General features: G+C 62.3%; 17 protein-coding genes. 12 read left to right on the top strand and 5 right to left on the bottom strand.

Annotated features, from left to right (window positions below; translation table 11 throughout):
• Nucleotides 1-12: 12 nt before the first annotated feature.
• Nucleotides 13-846, top strand: coding sequence for a glycosyltransferase family 4 protein (locus NKI05_RS02665; protein ID WP_198031610.1), 834 nt, complete (start codon nucleotides 13-15; stop codon nucleotides 844-846).
• An 80-nt stretch (nucleotides 847-926) separates the two neighbouring features.
• Nucleotides 927-1,604: a polysaccharide deacetylase family protein gene (locus NKI05_RS02660; RefSeq protein WP_023804733.1), complete on the top strand. Its 678-nt coding sequence runs from the start codon at nucleotides 927-929 to the stop codon at nucleotides 1,602-1,604.
• Here NKI05_RS02660 and NKI05_RS02655 read toward each other — a convergent pair.
• Nucleotides 1,534-2,493, bottom strand: a complete 960-nt coding sequence (locus NKI05_RS02655) for a glycosyltransferase family 2 protein (protein ID WP_023814600.1) — start codon at nucleotides 2,491-2,493, stop codon at nucleotides 1,534-1,536. The genes NKI05_RS02660 and NKI05_RS02655 overlap by 71 nt on opposite strands.
• A gap of 231 nt (nucleotides 2,494-2,724) precedes the next feature.
• Here NKI05_RS02655 and NKI05_RS02650 point away from each other — a divergent pair, with 231 nt between their 5' ends.
• Entirely contained in the window at nucleotides 2,725-3,489 is a 765-nt protein-coding gene (locus NKI05_RS02650; RefSeq protein ID WP_023814599.1) for a Stf0 family sulfotransferase, read from the top strand.
• A 140-nt stretch (nucleotides 3,490-3,629) separates the two neighbouring features.
• On the opposite strand, the gene NKI05_RS02645 is transcribed toward NKI05_RS02650, so the two are convergent.
• From NKI05_RS02645 to flhA, 3 genes are read right to left on the bottom strand one after another with little or no spacing between them, the layout of a single operon-like run.
• Nucleotides 3,630-4,013, bottom strand: coding sequence for a hypothetical protein (locus NKI05_RS02645; protein WP_023814598.1), 384 nt, complete (start codon nucleotides 4,011-4,013; stop codon nucleotides 3,630-3,632).
• Between the two features lies 1 nt (nucleotide 4,014).
• Nucleotides 4,015-4,767, bottom strand: coding sequence for a flagellar biosynthetic protein FliR (gene fliR / locus NKI05_RS02640; protein WP_023691740.1), 753 nt, complete (start codon nucleotides 4,765-4,767; stop codon nucleotides 4,015-4,017).
• On the bottom strand, nucleotides 4,764-6,851 hold the full coding sequence (gene flhA / locus NKI05_RS02635; RefSeq protein WP_023671908.1) for a flagellar biosynthesis protein FlhA: 2,088 nt from the start codon (nucleotides 6,849-6,851) through the stop codon (nucleotides 4,764-4,766). Before flhA ends, fliR begins: the two co-directional genes overlap by 4 nt.
• Before the next feature lie 123 nt (nucleotides 6,852-6,974).
• On the opposite strand from flhA, the gene NKI05_RS02630 reads away from it, so the two are divergent.
• Nucleotides 6,975-7,274, top strand: a complete 300-nt coding sequence (locus NKI05_RS02630) for a putative quinol monooxygenase (RefSeq protein ID WP_023691739.1) — start codon at nucleotides 6,975-6,977, stop codon at nucleotides 7,272-7,274.
• Between the two features lie 39 nt (nucleotides 7,275-7,313).
• Here the strand turns inward: NKI05_RS02630 and NKI05_RS02625 are convergent, their stop codons facing one another.
• Nucleotides 7,314-7,628 carry a hypothetical protein gene (locus tag NKI05_RS02625; protein ID WP_155921527.1) on the bottom strand — a complete coding sequence of 105 codons (315 nt, stop codon included), beginning with the start codon at nucleotides 7,626-7,628 and terminating at the stop codon, nucleotides 7,314-7,316.
• 170 nt (nucleotides 7,629-7,798) lie between these two features.
• On the opposite strand from NKI05_RS02625, the gene NKI05_RS02620 reads away from it, so the two are divergent.
• The 8 genes from NKI05_RS02620 to NKI05_RS02585 all read left to right on the top strand — a co-directional run bounded on the left by NKI05_RS02620 (nucleotide 7,799) and on the right by NKI05_RS02585 (nucleotide 14,593).
• Nucleotides 7,799-8,068 carry a hypothetical protein gene (locus tag NKI05_RS02620; RefSeq protein ID WP_023740977.1) on the top strand — a complete coding sequence of 90 codons (270 nt, stop codon included), beginning with the start codon at nucleotides 7,799-7,801 and terminating at the stop codon, nucleotides 8,066-8,068.
• A gap of 90 nt (nucleotides 8,069-8,158) precedes the next feature.
• Entirely contained in the window at nucleotides 8,159-8,812 is a 654-nt protein-coding gene (locus NKI05_RS02615; protein WP_027049833.1) for a helix-turn-helix domain-containing protein, read from the top strand.
• Nucleotides 8,813-8,849: 37 nt separating this feature from the next.
• Nucleotides 8,850-9,926 carry an extracellular solute-binding protein gene (locus NKI05_RS02610; RefSeq protein ID WP_023728389.1) on the top strand — a complete coding sequence of 359 codons (1,077 nt, stop codon included), beginning with the start codon at nucleotides 8,850-8,852 and terminating at the stop codon, nucleotides 9,924-9,926.
• A gap of 22 nt (nucleotides 9,927-9,948) precedes the next feature.
• The gene (locus NKI05_RS02605; RefSeq protein ID WP_023691735.1) at nucleotides 9,949-10,821 is read left to right on the top strand and encodes an ABC transporter permease; all 873 of its coding nucleotides are present in this window, start codon (nucleotides 9,949-9,951) and stop codon (nucleotides 10,819-10,821) included.
• Nucleotides 10,821-11,618, top strand: a complete 798-nt coding sequence (locus NKI05_RS02600) for an ABC transporter permease (protein ID WP_023691734.1) — start codon at nucleotides 10,821-10,823, stop codon at nucleotides 11,616-11,618. The genes NKI05_RS02605 and NKI05_RS02600 overlap by 1 nt, the downstream gene beginning before the upstream one ends.
• Nucleotides 11,615-12,730, top strand: a complete 1,116-nt coding sequence (locus NKI05_RS02595) for an ABC transporter ATP-binding protein (RefSeq protein ID WP_023686365.1) — start codon at nucleotides 11,615-11,617, stop codon at nucleotides 12,728-12,730. Before NKI05_RS02600 ends, NKI05_RS02595 begins: the two co-directional genes overlap by 4 nt.
• A gap of 50 nt (nucleotides 12,731-12,780) precedes the next feature.
• Complete coding sequence (locus NKI05_RS02590) at nucleotides 12,781-14,166, top strand: NAD(P)/FAD-dependent oxidoreductase (protein ID WP_023695740.1); 1,386 nt, start codon at nucleotides 12,781-12,783, stop codon at nucleotides 14,164-14,166.
• Nucleotides 14,167-14,224: 58 nt separating this feature from the next.
• The gene (locus NKI05_RS02585) at nucleotides 14,225-14,593 is read left to right on the top strand and encodes a cupin domain-containing protein (RefSeq protein ID WP_081725355.1); all 369 of its coding nucleotides are present in this window, start codon (nucleotides 14,225-14,227) and stop codon (nucleotides 14,591-14,593) included.
• Nucleotides 14,594-14,615: the final 22 nt, after the last annotated feature.

Genomic DNA, 14,615 nt, shown 5'->3' with positions numbered 1-14,615 from the left:
AACAAGCTTCCGATGCTCGACATCTATTATTCCGGCGATCGCTCTTACGCGAAGATCAAGACAGGCGCGTGGCGCCCTTTTTCACCACGCCACCGAACCCAGATGCGGCTGGAGCAGCTTTGCTTTTCGCCAAGTTCGCGCACCAGCCTCATCATGCTGACCGAGCGCCAGCAAAATGAGTATCAGAGCGTCTGGAAAACGCCGGAGAGTCGGTTTCGACGCATTTCGCCCAATCTCGATCCGGCGAGGCGCATGCCGCATCTACGCACCGACGGAACGCGCGAACGCATCCGGGCTGAATTGGGCATTGCGCCAAACAGCAAGGTATGGCTGTCGATCGGCTCCTCGGCTTGGGTAAAGGGCTTCGACAGGGTGGCGGCCGCGCTGGAGGCATTTCCCGACTCGGTCTGGGTGGTGGTGGGCGTCGTGCCTGTCAGCGGCATGGGCAGCCGCCTGATCCAGAAGGTGACAATACACGCCCGGGGCCGAACAAAGATCATTGGAATCCGAGACGACATACCGGCTGTTATGGCTGCGGCGGATCTTCTCATTCATCCTGCCCGAATCGAAACCACGGGAACGGTCATCGTCGAAGCCCTTGCCAATGCACTTCCGGTGATCACCACCGATACGTGCGGGTTTGCTCCCTTGGTCGAAAAGGCCGATGCCGGCGTCGTCATCGCCGGCGCGTACTCTTTTCGGGCGCTCGTCGAAGCCATCGCCATGGCACGAGCACCGGGCCAGCAAGCAGCATGGTCGTCACATGCCAAAGCTTTCGGCGGCGACCCCTCCTTATCCGATGGGCACGAGGAAGCGGCGCGCCTGTTTGTCGGAGAGCTTTGGTAGACACGGCCACATGCGCCGAGCCGAGGCAGTTGCTTTCAGCGGCTGGGCATTGGAACAGAAGCCTGACTATTTCGGGGTGCATGGCCGGCAAGATGAAAATCCCACGCTTCTCATCACCGTTTGACGCCCGGAAGCGTGACGCCGGGAAATTGCCGAAGCGCGTCTGGCTTACGCTCGACGATGGTCCGGAGCCCGGTCATACCGAGCAGATCTTGAAGGTGCTCGACCTTCATCGGATCAAGGCTACGTTCTTCGTGATTGGAGAAAAGGTGGCCGCTCATCCGGCCATCGTCCAGCGCGTCTTCGATGCGGGACACCGGATTGGAAACCATACGTTTTCGCATCGCCGTCTGACCGAGCTTAAACCAGCGGAAGTTCGCCAGGAGATCGAGAGCACCGGTAGTCTGATTTCCGCATTCACGCCGGGAGGGAAGATTTTTCGTCCGCCTTTCGGGGCTTTGAGCCGGGTCGTTTCAGAGATTGCGGATGAACTCGGGCATCGCACCCTTCTGTGGGATGTGGATCCAAACGATTGGGATCCTCACCGCCAGCCGAAGGGGTGGATCAGGAGCGCGCTTCGCGAAGTTCGAGCGAAGCGGGATTGCGTTATCCTCACCCACGATAGCCTGCCCACAACCGCTGAGAATTTCGACCTGTTCATCACGCTCCTGAAGAAAGCCGGCCCGATTACGTTCGAAGATCCGGCGACTCTTTGTGCGACCCACCTGGCCCTTCAGGCGTTCTCGTCGACCGATTGAGCCATAGCTTGAGCCGATACCGCCAGAACCGCCATTGCGTCCTTGCGGTCTTCGGCATAGGCCTGGCGATCATGAGAAATCGTTCGGCTGTGCGGAAACTGCCGTGGAGGTAATGGACGCGGGCAATCTTGATGGCCAGAAGAGCTTCCCGCCTGCGCAATGTATCCTCGTCGATCCGAACAGTGCCAAGCTCGCGCAATGCCTTGCGCCAAATGAAAAACTGCGTAGCGGGCTGGACCAAAAGCCGATTGTCGGCCCGTGCAGTCGATATTTGGTAGGTCAGCACCGGGTTGGGCACCTTGTCGACGCCGGCCTGGGTCAACAGCCTTGCCCAGAACAGTGTGTCCTCCTCGTAGGCGACGCCTTCGGGAAAGCGGACTGTGCCGATCGCCAGGCTTCTGATCAGGGCAGCGCCGACGTTGATCGTCTCGCATTTGTCAATGAGATAATTGCCTGCGTTTTCGAGCTTTGATGGACCATATCCGGCTGGCGCGTCGATGAGCCGGTCAACGCCATCTGTGCGCCTGATATAGGAGCCGACCACTATTCCGGTGCTCCCGTGCTCGGTCCCCTTGCGCAGCAAGTTGCGCAGCCCATCCTTCATATGGATGTCGTCGGCGTCGATGAAGTAGAGCCATGGCGAGACGGCTGTCTTTATGCCGACATTGCGGGCGGCGCCCGCCTGAAATCGGGCCACCCGTTTGACCAACACCGGAAGCCCGCTTTGCCGGCCGGTCTGCTCGGCGATTTCAGCGGTGCCGTCCGTCGATCCGTCGTCGACGATCAGGATTTCCTCGATGAGGTCGGCTTCCGAAGCCAGCGACCGGATCGTCGAAGCGATCGAACGCCCTGCATTGTGTGCAGGGATGATCACTGAAATGTCCTTCATCCGTATGCCCCCCACCCGACATCAGCAGTTGCGATTTGCAGGTTCGGGTCAAGCCGCAGTTTGGCGCGGGCGCCTTCTTGCGGCAACTTTCCGGTGAACAGGAGCGCGCCGGTTCGCTTTGCTCGCCGGCGGGCGACTGTTTTTCGGGCGTTCGGCTTTGCCTAACGGCAAATTGAGATTTGTTCTGCGAGGAGCGCCGTTATAAACCCATTGCTGTTGGAGGGGATACTCTTGAAGGGCGTTGCGCTTTTAACCGTACCGAGAAGCGGCTCCGAATGGCTTGGAAGCCTGGCGAACGCCACAGGTTCCATGGGGTGTTTCGGGGAATGGCTGGATCCAGACCATCTCAAATTCGTGGCCCGCTCCTATGACGAGCTGGAAAGCGCCGTCCTCAAGGCCGGATCGTCAGAAAACGGGCGTTTCGCCATCAAGCTGTTCCCTGGCCATCTGCGTGAGACGCGAGAAAAGTTTGAGAAAGACTTTCTGTTTGAAACGCTGAAGAAGCACGAAATCGGGTTGATTTTCCTTGAACGGCGAGACCGGCTCCGGCAGGCCATTTCGTACTATCGCGCCAGTGTTTCCAGGCAATGGACCAACAGAGCAAGGGGAACGGGAGCGAAAGCCGCCTACGATTTCGCGGAGATCTCCCGAGCCTGCATTTCTCTTGAAGATGGGTACTCGTTCTGGTCGAAATATCTCGACATGCTTGGGCTGCCCCACAAGCATGTCGTCTATGAGGAGATGTTTGAGGATCCGACACCTTTTTTGGAAGCGGTCGCTGAGCATATGGGTGTTGGAGCTCCAGCCGAGAGACCGGCTTCTTCGATTCAGATCCAGCGCGATGGCCTGACAGAAGAATGGGCAGAGCGTTTTCGATCGGATGCCGCAGCCAACGGGATTATTGATCTGCTGCTTGAGGAGAGACCAGCTGTAAGGACGTTGTCCAATCTTCGGCGGTTCTTCAAAAAGCGGCCACTAACCAAAGCCTATTCGTAGGATATCGGGCTGCGCAGATGCAGAGGTCATCTCGCTCGAAGCTGACGCGTTTAAGATCGCGGTAAACCGCGGAACGTCCAATGCGCGCAAGCCAGCCTGTCGACAGGCCGCCGGAAATGCTTGCATTTACTGGAACGCAGCTACTCGCCGCCTCGCCTCTGCGCGATCAGATCGAGCCGGTCGCGGTCGGAGCGTTCGCGTTCGTCCTGTCGGCGCACGTCCTTGTAGGCGCGCTCGACCATGTTGGTGCGCGCCGTCGCAGTGGCGATGAGCGTGACCTCCTGCCTGGCGCTTTCCAGGCTCGCTTCCTGCCGGACCAGCGCATTGGCGATGCGGCGATGGTAGAGGTCAGGGAACAGCACCGCCATCGACTGGTCGGCGTCGAAATGCTGGACAAGTTCCCTGGCCTCGGTTTCGGCGGTTGCCGCTGCCGCCAGGAAGGCCGCATGGCGCGTCTCGTGCAGGGCCTTCAACTGCTCCTGCACCTTGACCAGTTTCTTCAGCCGTTCCTTGCGCGTGCTCATCTCACCTCGCCAGCGTCAGGTCGACAAAGCCGTCGACGAACAGCGACAGCATGGTGCCGATGGCGAAGTAGAAGATGATCATGCCGCCGGCGATGACGAAAGGCAGCGAGATAAAATAGACCGGGATCTGCGGCGTCAGCTTGTTGACGAAGCCGATCGTCAAATTGACGAGAATGGCATAGGCGATGAACGGGCTGCCGAGCCGGATGACCAGGAAGAAGGCGTCCGACACCGTGTCGGTGAGATCGACCAGGGCGGCCTGGGGATTGAAGAAGACGTTGACCGGCGCCACCGTGTAGGAGGCGACCAGAGCGCGGATGATCTCGTGGTCGAAATCGAAGACGAAGAGCAGCAGCAACGCTGAAAACGAGATGATGGCGGCGAGAGCCGCCTGCGGTTCTGGCTCCTCGATGGCGGGGCCGCCGGTGCCGCCATAGCCGATCAGCATGGCGATGGCCGAACCCATGAAGCGCAGAGCCTCCATGTAGAGCCTCGTCATCGCGCCGATCAGCCCGCCGACCAAAAGTTCGGAGATGATCATCGGCGCCAGCACCTGCGGACGCGCATCGACGAAGGGAAAGATCTTGTCCCACAGGAAGGCGAGCAGGCCACCGGTGGCGGCGATCGACACGAACAGCCGGACCTGGACCGGCACGCGGGCGCTGGACAGGCCCGGCATCAGCATGAAGCAGGCGCCGATGCGACAGAAGGCGAGGAAGGCGGCGATGACGACGCCTTGCGACAGTATGTTCACGAGATCGTCCCGAGCACCTTGATCTCGACGCCCTTGGCGATTTCGACATGGGAGAGAACGGGAAGCGTCGTGAACAGGCGCTCGATGATCATGCGCACATAGGGGCGAGCATCGGGCGCGGTGACGAGGACAAAACGCTCGCCGGCCTCGAGATGCTTGCGGATCGCCTTGGTCGCGTCCTGGCCGAATTCCTCCAGCTGGCGCGGGTCGATGTCGAATTCGCGCACCTCGCCCTTGGCGTCGCGCTTGAGGCTCTGGTGGAAGGCGAGGTCCCAGCGGTTGCCGAGGCGCAGCACCTTGAGCATGCCGCCCTCGGAGAGATCGCCGCAGATCTGCTGGGCCATGCGGATGCGGACATGCTCGACGATCTGCTCGGTGCGGCGCACATGCGGCGCGATCTCGGCGATAGCCTCGATGATCAAATGCAGGTTGCGGATCGATACGCGTTCGGCCAGCAGCAATTTCAGCACCGCCTGCAGGCCGGGATAGGAGATGTGCGAGGTGCAGATCTCGTCGGCGAGCTTGCGGTATTCCGGATCCTGGCGCTCGAGCAGCGCCTTCATGTCCTTGTAGGACAGAAGCTGCGGCAGGTTGTTGCGGATCACCTCGGACAAATGGGTGAGCAGCACCGACATGTTGTCGGCAAAGGTATAGTTCTCGCGCTTCAGATCCTCGGCGAAGGTTTCGAGCACCGAGAAGGCGCGCATGCCGAAGGCCGGCTCGCGGATTTCCTCGCCGGGAACGTCGGGCAAATCCCGGTTCCCCAGCAGCACCATGATCTCGCCGACGCGCATCTGGTATTCGGCGACGACGGTGCCGTGGACCTTGATCTGATAGCTTTTCGGCGGGATGCCGAAATCGTCGGCGACGCGCACTTCCGGCACGACGAAGCCGTATTGCGTGGCAAATTTCTTGCGCATCTTGGCCATGCGGAACACCAGTTCCTGATGCGACACCAGCAGCCGCGTCGACAGCTGCTTGCCGATCAGAAGCTCGATCTCGGCGGTGGTCAGCGAAGCCTTGACCGAGTTCTTCTCTTCCTCGACTTTGTTCGCCTTCTCCAGATCCTTGATCGCTTCGGCGGCGGCAGCCTCGCGGTTGGCGCGCATCGGGATGACGTAGCCAAGACCGGCCATGCCTGCAGCCAGCGTGAAGAACGGGAAGAACGGCAGGCCGGGCATCAGGCCGAGCAGGACGAGCAGCGAGGCCGCGACATAGAGCGCGCGCGGATGCGCGCCGAGCTGGCCGAACACCGCCTGGTTGGTCGAGCCGCGCGTGCCGCCCTTGGACACCAGCAGGCCGGCGGCGAGCGAAACGATAAGCGCCGGGATCTGGGTGACCAGGCCGTCGCCGACCGACAGCTTGATGAAGACATCGGCGGCTTCGCCCATGCCCATGCCGTGCCTGATGTAGCCGATGGCGATGCCGCCGACGATGTTGATGGCGGTGATGATGAGGCCGGCAATGGCATCGCCGCGCACGAATTTCGAGGCGCCGTCCATCGAGCCGAAGAAGGACGATTCTTCCTCGAGTTCTCTGCGGCGCAGTTGCGCTGTCTTGTCGTCGATCATGCCGGCGGACAGGTCGGCGTCGATCGACATCTGCTTGCCGGGGATAGCGTCGAGGGTAAAGCGGGCGCCGACTTCGGCAATACGGGTGGCGCCCTTGGTGATGACGATGAAGTTGACTACGATCAGGATCATGAAGACGATCAGGCCGATGACGAAATCGCTGGCCATCACCAGTTTGGAGAAGCCGGCGATGACATAGCCGGCGGCGTGCGTGCCCTCATTGCCATGCGACAGGATCATGCGCGTGGTGGCGATGTTGAGCGACAGCCGCAACATGGTGGCGATGAGCAGCACGGTCGGGAAGGACGAGAAATCGAGCGGCCGCTGGATCCACAGCGCCACCATCAGGATCAGCACCGACAATGCGATCGAGAAGGCGAGGCCGATGTCGATGAGGAAGGCCGGGATCGGGAGGAACAGCACGGCCAGGATGATGACGATGCCGATGGCGAAGAAGACATCGCGGCCGTTCTTGGCCACTGTTCCTGTCGCTAAGCTTTCGCTGACTGCCATGTCGTCCCCAATCACAAGCCTGCCGAGCACGCGACAGCCCTTCGAGCCTAACCGGTCAAGCTTGCGCGAGGGTGGGAGGACTGGTTAGTTGCCAGGACGACAGAGGCCTTGAGGAGAGAGATCATGCTGGTGATCATCGGCACCATTCGCTTGCCGGCGGAACGGCTCGACGAGGCAAGGCCGGCCATGCGGCGCATGATACTGGGCAGCTGGGCGGAGCCCGGCTGCATCGAATACTCCTACGCGCAGGACGTGCTCGACGCCGGGCTCATCCATGTAATCGAGGTGTGGAGCGACAGGGCCGCGCTCGACGCGCATTTCCGCTCGCCTCACATCGCCGATTGGCGGGCGAGCTGGGCATCGCTCGGCATAGGCGAGCGCAACCTCATGCTCTACGAGGCCGGCGAGCCGAAGCCGATCTGAGGACCGGGCACAGTCAAGAAGGCGTAGGCCCAAGAAAGTCTAGCAGGCGTTGACCTGTCTGCAGGACCATCCGCCGCCATCGGTATCGTGGCAGTCTTCATAGCTGCCGTAGCAGGTGTTCGTCGAATTGCGATACCAAGGGTAGCCGCCAGGACAGCAAACATCTTGTTGTGCAGTCTGGATAAATTCCTTTGCCGGCCGGCTTTGGTTTTCCGGATTGCCTCCCGCCAAAAAAAGAGACATCGGGTGTGACACAACAGACCTAACCGGCATATCCATGCTTGAATTGCTCACCGCAGACGAGCTCAAAAAAATCATGCCAACAGCTAATGAAAAAAATCCCCGCGCACTCATCTTCTCCTCCTTGAGGGAAATGGAGACGGCCAAAAATAACACAGCTGCGTCGATTGCGTAAGCGATCGCTCATATACCTCGACACGCTCGCGGGGAATTGAAGCGGGGCGGCAAGCCTGACTGCGCCTCAGCGCCAGAATGGCGCCGCAAGCAGCCGGCATTATGTCGGCGTGCTGATCGTCGCCGAACTGCACAGCGATCCGTTCGATGGTGAGACGCCGGTGCTGGCGCCGGCCAAATTCCGGCATGCGGTGCTGGTGCCGACCATGAACGTCCAGTCCACCGCCGAAACCATCCAGCGCGCCGTCGCGGAGGAACTGGCGGTGGTCGAGAATTTCGACAACCGGGCCGTTGTCGGGCTTTTGACCGAGGGCCATCTGATACGGCGCTACGCCGAGGAACTCGACAAGGCGCGGCGCGACCTGTCGGGCGAAGACTAGGCCTCGGCCGGCATCTTAAATGTCCCTACTCGGCGCTTGCCACGTGTACAGTGTCACTGTACAAATTGTTCAGTGGGAGAAAAAGACGGGATGAGCACCGACCAGGCTCCGGTCAAGAATGGCGTCGCCTCGACGGCGACGCATGCCCATCAGATGCTGGGCCAGCGGCTGAAGAGCCTGCGTCTCGGCCGGCGGCTTTCGCTGCGCGAACTCGCCGAGCTGACCGGGACCAGCGCCAGCTTCATCAGCCAGCTCGAGCGCGGCCTGACCGGCGCCAGCACCGCCTCGCTCAACCAGATGGCCTCGGCGCTTGGGGTGAGCGTGGCGATGCTGTTCGAGGATAGTGCCGCCGGGCAGCGCGGGGTCTTGCTGCGCAGCGAGCGGCCGAGCCTGCCGCCCAGCGACGGCTGCCGCAAGATGCTGCTCTCGCGTCCCCCTTTAAGCGACATGGAAGTCTATGTCGGCGAGTTCGAAATCGGCGGCTCGACCGGCCCAGCGCTCTACACCCATGGCGACGCGCACGAGATGCTCGTCGTGCTGCGCGGCATCGTCGAGGTTTCGCTCGGCGATGTCAGGCATGTGCTGGAAGAGGGCGACAGCATCGAATACGCGACATCGACAGCACATCGCTCAGAGAACATCGGCAGTGGCCGAGCCGAGGTGATGTGGATCATTGCGCCACCGACTTCGGTGCGCGCCGAACTCGATCAATACAGGGCCTGGAAACCGCTCGCAGCCAGGTAGGTTCAATCCATGCGGGTCAAATGGGAGAACAATAATCATGCTGAAAACAAGACATCTTGGCCTTGGCGCCGTGCTGGCGCTCGGCGTTCTGGCAACCGCAGCGTTCGCGCAGGAAAAGCCTGTCGCGGGTGAGGTCAAGGAAGGCTCGCTCAAGGGCAAGACGCTGACGCTCGTCTCCTATGGCGGCATCTACCAGGACGGCCAGGCCGCCGCGCTCAAGGAGTTCGTCGAAAAGTCCGGCGCCACGCTGCTCAATGACGGGCCGACAGAGATCGCCAAGCTGCAGGCGCAGGTCGAATCCGGCAACGTCACCTGGGACGTCGTCGACACCGCCGACCTGCCGCCTTACGTCTATTGCGGCAAGCTGTTCCAGAAGCTTGATTTCAGCAAGCTTGACGTCTCCAAGGTGCCCGAGGGCCAGGTCGGCGAATGCTCGGTGCCGGCCATGAACTACGGCGTCGTGCTGATGTACAACAAGGAGAAGTATGGGGATAACCCGCCCAAGAACTGGGCCGATTTCTTCGACACGGCAAAATTCCCCGGCACGCGCGCGCTCGACGGTTCGGGCGACCCGACGGGCGGCCTGCTGGAGCAGGCGTTGAAGGCGTCTGGCGGCGACCCGAAGGCGATGACGGCGGCCGACATCGACAAGGCCATCGATGTCATCCGCAAGCTCGGTCCCGACACGATCTATTGGAAGACCGGCGCTGAGTCGCAGCAGCTTGCCGAATCTGGCGAAGCCGACATGCTGATGATGTGGACCGGACGTGCCATGACGGCGGTGAAGAACGGCGCCAAATATGCGCCGGCCTGGCAGGACTGGCTGGTGGTGATGGACCAGATGACCATTCCGGTCGGCGTCAAGGATACGGATGCGGCTTATGCGCTGCTCAATGCCTATCTCGGCAAGGGGGCGCAGGAGATCCTGGCGCAGCAGACCTCCTATACGCCGATCAACAATGACGCGCAGCCCAAGGTCGATGCGTCGGTCGCCGCCTTCCTGACCAACACGCCCGAGCGCCAGAAGCAGGGTTACAAGCAGAACATCAAGTTCTGGGTCGAGAACTTCCCGGTGGCGCAGGAGAAGTGGTCGGCGCTGATGGCAGGCAACTGAACAGCCAAGTGAGAGCCAGGCCGTGAGCGCGTCCGAACCCATCGCCCAACCCGCCGCCCATGCGCGGCCGGGTCGGGCATGGCGGCCGTTCGCGCTCACGGCGCCGGCGCTCATCCTGCTCGTCGCGGTGATCGGGTATCCGCTGCTCACCATCGTGCTGCGCAGCCTGTCGGAACCTGAGTGGGGGCTGCAGAACTATGCCTGGTTCTTCGGCGCGCCGGTCAACCTGACAGTGCTGCAGCGGACTTTCGTCATTTCGGCCTGGGTGACGCTGGTCTGCGTCATCGCGGCCTATCCCTATGCCTATCTGATGACCGCGGTCGGGCCGCGCGTCCGGCTGGTGCTTGTGCTTTGCGTGCTGATCCCGTTCTGGGTGAGTGGTGTGGTGCGAACGCTGTCATGGGTGATCCTGCTGCAGGATTCGGGCGTCATCAATTCGTTGCTGCGCTCGGTCGGGTTCGGCGGCGTCAAGCTGATCCGCACCCAGACCGGCGTGGTCATCGGCATGGCGCAGGTGCTGTTGCCGTTCATGATCCTGCCGCTCTATTCCGTGATGCAAGGCATCGACCTCAGGCTGATGCGTGCGGCGCAAAGCCTCGGTGCGCGGCCGTCGCGCGCGTTCTTCACCGTCTATCTGCCGCTGTCGCTGCCCGGCGTCTATGCCGGCGCGATCATCGTCTTCATCCTGTCGCTCGGCTTCTACATCACGCCTGCTTTGCTCGGCGGCCCGCGCTCGACCATGCTGTCGACGCTGGTGCAGACGCAGGTGCTCAGCCTGCTGCAATGGGGCAGGGGCGGCGCCATGGGCGTCGTTCTGCTGGTCACCACCTTCGTGCTGCTGGCGCTGGCAGCACCTGTGATGCGGTCCAGTCATCGGGAAGCGGGGCGGCGCTGATGGAGATGAAGCCGCTCACCCGCGTTCTTCTCGGGCTCGTCTGCCTGCTGGTGGCGATATGGCTGGTGGCGCCGACGCTGGTCGTGGTGCCGATGTCGTTCAACGAAAACAAATCGCTGGCGTTTCCGCCGCAAGGCTTTTCCTGGCAGTGGTACCAGAATTTCGCCACCAATCCGGACTGGTCGAACAGCTTCCTGAACTCGCTGAAAGTCGCCTCCATCGTTGCCGTCCTGGCAACGGTGCTCGGCACGCTTGCCGCCTTCGGCCTCGACCGCATGAAGGCGCGGCCGGCGAACCTTTTGCGTATGCTGATGCTGACGCCGATGGTGGTGCCGGGCGTGGTGCTGGCGATCGGCATCTATGCCGTCTATCTCGACACGCAGCTCGTCGGCACGCTGCTCGGCTTCGTGCTGGCCCACACCATCCTTGCGCTGCCCTTCGTGCTGATCGCGGTCTCGGCCAGTCTCGAAGTGTTCGACCGCCGGCTGGAGACAGCCGCCGCGAGCCTGGGCGCCGGCGCACTGACCACGTTTCGCACGGTGACGCTGCCGCTGATCGCGCCGGGCGTGCTCTCAGGCCTGCTGTTCGCTTTCGCCACCTCGTTCGACGAGATTGTCGTGTCGCTGTTCATCACGAACGCCTATCTCAAGACATTGCCGGTGCAGATTTTTGCCTCGATCACGCGCGACGCCGATCCGACGGTGGCGGCTGTCGGCACGATCCTGCTTTTCGCGACCACGATCCTGATCGGCGGCGGCATGCTCCTTCTTGGCCGCGAGCGGAAAGGACGCCAATGAATCCGAAGCCGACAAGCAAGGGCGCGGCGATCGATCTCGAAGCGATCAGCAAGGCCTATGGCGGCTTCAAGGCGCTGGACGGCGTGTCGCTGCGCATCGAGCCCGGCGAGTTCATGACGCTGCTCGGCCCCAGCGGCTCGGGCAAGACGACGACGCTCAACGTGATTGCCGGTTTCACCGATGTCACCAGCGGCAAGCTTCTGGTCGGGGAAAAAAGCGTCGTCGGCGTGCCGGCGCACAAGCGCAACATCGGCGTCGTCTTCCAGCATTACGCGCTGTTCCCGCATATGAGCGTCGGCCGCAACGTCGCCTATCCGCTGACGCTTCGCGGCGTCGACCAGGCGACGAGGCAGACACGCGTGGCAAGGGCGCTCGACATGGTCAAGATGGGCGATTTCGCGCATCGCTATCCCAGCGAATTGTCGGGCGGCCAGCAGCAGCGCGTGGCGTTGGCACGCGCCATCGTCTTCGACCCGCCGCTGCTCCTGATGGACGAGCCGCTCGGCGCGCTCGACAAGAAGCTGCGCGAATGGCTTCAGCTCGAGATCAAGCGCATCCATCGCGAACTCGGCACCACCTTCGTCTATGTCACGCACGATCAGGAAGAGGCGCTGGTGCTGTCGGACCGCATCGCCGTGTTCAACCGCGGGCGCATCGAGCAGGTCGGCACCGGCCGCCAGCTCTATGACGAGCCGGCAACGCTGTTCGTCGGCCGCTTCATCGGCGATTCCACCGTGCTGCGCGGCAAGGCGCGCAGCGATGGCAACAGCACCGCGCTGAGCATCGCCGGCGAGACGGTGACGGTACCGCGTAAGCTGTCGGGAGAAGCCAGTCCGGTGATGCTGCTGCGTCCCGAAAAGCTCGCGATCCGAAGAGCCGGCCAAAGTGCTGCCAATGGCGCCAACCGCCTGTCGGGGACGATCGCGGAAGCCATCTATCTCGGCTCGGAATCGAAATACGAAGTTAAGCTCGCCGACGGCTCGGCCGCGATCGTGCGCTCACCACTGACCGGCGAGAGTTTTGGCCTCGGCGACAAGGTCGAGCTCTGCTTCGACGGCAGCGATGCCAAGCTGCTCGCGGACGACGCAAGCGCCGACACCACACTCACCTGATTCCATCTGGCCTGATCCCATCTGGCCTGATCCCATCTGAAAGTCATTCCATGCAAGCCAAGCGCAACGGCGACATATCGTTCTGGTATGCGGATCTGGGGGCGGTTCCCGTTCCGCGCCCGTCCTTGCCTGGAAACATCGAGGCCGATGTCGCCATTGTCGGCGCCGGCTATACCGGCCTGTGGACCGCCTACTATCTGAAAAAGGCGAAGCCATCGCTGCGCGTCGTGATCGTCGAGCGCGAATTTGCCGGCTTCGGCGCTTCGGGGCGCAATGGCGGCTGGCTGTCGGGCGGCTTCAGCTGGTCGCGCGAAAAATATCTCAAGACATCGAGCCGCCAAGGCGTGATGGCGATGCAGGCGGCGATGGCAGGCTGCGTTGATGAAGTGATCCGGGTCGCGACCGAGGAAGGCATCGACGCCGACATTCGCCGCGTCGACAATCTGACGGTGGCCACCAACGCAGCGCAGTTGGAGCGCGTGCGCGAAGAATGCGAGACGATCCGTTCCTGGGATGTCGACCCGAACCGCGTCGAGATGCTGGACGCCGCCTCAACGCGCACGCGCATCAACATCCGTAACGTCATGGGCGGCTTCGTCGTCCATGGCCAGGCGCGGGTGCAGCCGGCCAAGCTGGTGCGCGGGCTTGCCGATGCCGTCGAGCGGCTGGGCGTGCCGATCTATGAGAAGACGACGGTGACAAGCATCGCCAAGGGCAGCGTGACGACAGACCGCGGTACGGTGCAGGCGGAGACGATCATCCGCGCGACCGAGGGTTTTACATCAGGCATCCCCGGCGAGGAGCGGACCTGGCTGGCGCTCAACAGCGCGCAGATCGTGACTGAGCCGCTGCCTGCCGACCTGTGGCGCGACATCGGTTGGGAAGGGCACGAACTGCTCGGCAATGCGGCGCATGCCTATTGCTATGCCCAGCGCACGCGTGAGGGACGCATCACGATGGGCGGACGCGGCGTGCCTTATCGCTACGGCTCGCGCACCGACGTCAACGGCCAGACGCAGCAGGCCACGATCGACCAGCTGCACACGATCCTGACGACGCTCTTGCCGCAGACCAAGGGATGCCGCATCGATCACGCCTGGTGCGGCGTGCTCGGCGTGCCGCGCGACTGGTGCACCACGGTCGGCCTCGATCCCGCGACCCGCATCGGCTGGGCCGGCGGCTATGTCGGCCTCGGCGTGTCCAGCTCCAACCTTTCGGGGCGCACGCTGGCTGACCTTGTTCTCGGGGCAAACACCGAGCTGACGAAGCTGCCCTGGGTCAACCGCAAGGTCAGGCCATGGGAACCGGAGCCCTTCCGCTGGCTGGGCGTGCATTCGATGTACCAGCTTTATCGCATTGCCGATGGCCGCGAGGCGGCAGGGCTTGCGCGCACCTCGAAGCTGGCCGCGTTGGCCGACAGCATCACCGGCCACTAAAGCCATTTGTTCTCACGCAATTCCGGGGCAGACCGCTTTCCTGGAATTGCTCTTATCCATGGAGCTAGACTTGATCGATCTTTCGACCTTCCACGATCTCGCCAAGGCCGAGATCGGCGCGTTCTCTCCTAAGCCAAGCTCGATTGAAGGCGATCAGGTCGAGGCCGTGCGCTCGTTCTTTCAATCGCCTGACGGGACTGTCGATGTCGGCATCTGGGAATGCACGCCCGGCCGCTTCACCGCCGATCGTTCGGACTCGTCGGAGATCTGCCACATCATTTCGGGGCGCGTGGAACTGAGCCGCATCGATGGCGAGGTGCGGGAACTCGGTCCGGGCGATCTCCTCGTCCTGCCGCAGGGCTGGAAGGGCGAGTGGCTGATACGCGAGACCACGCGCAAGCTCTACATGATCCAGAGCGCCGGCTGACCGGCGCTACGGCTATGGCGAG

The organism is Mesorhizobium sp. M0771 (assembly GCF_040320155.1).
Classification (GTDB): Bacteria; Pseudomonadota; Alphaproteobacteria; order Rhizobiales; family Rhizobiaceae; genus Mesorhizobium.
Note: the sequence above shows the minus strand (reverse complement) of the source record. Positions and strands in the feature narration are given on the sequence as shown.

Coding starts and splice junctions, on each gene's coding strand:
- NKI05_RS02665 (WP_198031610.1), top strand. CDS start 13: ATGCTCGACATCTATTATTCCGGCGATCGCTCTTACGCGAAGATCAAG.
- NKI05_RS02660 (WP_023804733.1), top strand. CDS start 927: ATGGCCGGCAAGATGAAAATCCCACGCTTCTCATCACCGTTTGACGCC.
- NKI05_RS02655 (WP_023814600.1), bottom strand. CDS start 2,493: ATGAAGGACATTTCAGTGATCATCCCTGCACACAATGCAGGGCGTTCG.
- NKI05_RS02645 (WP_023814598.1), bottom strand. CDS start 4,013: ATGAGCACGCGCAAGGAACGGCTGAAGAAACTGGTCAAGGTGCAGGAG.
- flhA (WP_023671908.1), bottom strand. CDS start 6,851: ATGGCAGTCAGCGAAAGCTTAGCGACAGGAACAGTGGCCAAGAACGGC.
- NKI05_RS02630 (WP_023691739.1), top strand. CDS start 6,975: ATGCTGGTGATCATCGGCACCATTCGCTTGCCGGCGGAACGGCTCGAC.
- NKI05_RS02625 (WP_155921527.1), bottom strand. CDS start 7,628: ATGAGTGCGCGGGGATTTTTTTCATTAGCTGTTGGCATGATTTTTTTG.
- NKI05_RS02615 (WP_027049833.1), top strand. CDS start 8,159: ATGAGCACCGACCAGGCTCCGGTCAAGAATGGCGTCGCCTCGACGGCG.
- NKI05_RS02610 (WP_023728389.1), top strand. CDS start 8,850: ATGCTGAAAACAAGACATCTTGGCCTTGGCGCCGTGCTGGCGCTCGGC.
- NKI05_RS02600 (WP_023691734.1), top strand. CDS start 10,821: ATGGAGATGAAGCCGCTCACCCGCGTTCTTCTCGGGCTCGTCTGCCTG.
- NKI05_RS02595 (WP_023686365.1), top strand. CDS start 11,615: ATGAATCCGAAGCCGACAAGCAAGGGCGCGGCGATCGATCTCGAAGCG.
- NKI05_RS02590 (WP_023695740.1), top strand. CDS start 12,781: ATGCAAGCCAAGCGCAACGGCGACATATCGTTCTGGTATGCGGATCTG.
- NKI05_RS02585 (WP_081725355.1), top strand. CDS start 14,225: ATGGAGCTAGACTTGATCGATCTTTCGACCTTCCACGATCTCGCCAAG.